Source organism: Pseudoalteromonas piscicida (genome assembly GCF_002744175.1).
GTDB lineage: Bacteria > Pseudomonadota > Gammaproteobacteria > Enterobacterales > Alteromonadaceae > Pseudoalteromonas > Pseudoalteromonas piscicida_B.
The window spans coordinates 1-322 of record NZ_NKHF01000184.1 but is presented as its reverse complement, the minus strand read 5'-3'; the positions used below and the strand labels follow the sequence as shown (position 1 = coordinate 322).

Here is a 322-nt window from a genome sequence, read left to right as displayed (position 1 = left end):
TTTGCTTTCGCATGTGGATATAAAGAATATGGAGGCGGAACCCGGAGTCGAACCGAGGTAGACGGATTTGCAATCCGCTGCATGGCCACTCTGCCATTCCGCCAAATTTGGAGCGAGTAACGAGGTTCGAACTCGTGACCTCGACCTTGGCAAGGTCGCGCTCTACCAGCTGAGCTATACTCGCATTCCATTGTTCATTTACAGTATTACACTATAAATGGTGCCCGGGGCCGGACTTGAACCGGCACGCTGTTACCAGCGAGGGATTTTAAATCCCTTGTGTCTACCAATTCCACCACCCGGGCATCGGGCATTTGAAAGC

General features: G+C 51.9%; 3 tRNA genes. All 3 read right to left on the bottom strand.

What is annotated here, in order from left to right:
- Positions 1–29: 29 nt before the first annotated feature.
- Positions 30–103 (bottom strand) — tRNA-Cys (locus CEX98_RS22385).
- A 5-nt stretch (positions 104–108) separates the two neighbouring features.
- Positions 109–184 (bottom strand) — tRNA-Gly (locus CEX98_RS22380).
- Between the two features lie 34 nt (positions 185–218).
- Positions 219–305: transfer RNA gene (locus CEX98_RS22375), tRNA-Leu, on the bottom strand.
- Between the last annotated feature and the right edge of the window lie 17 nt (positions 306–322).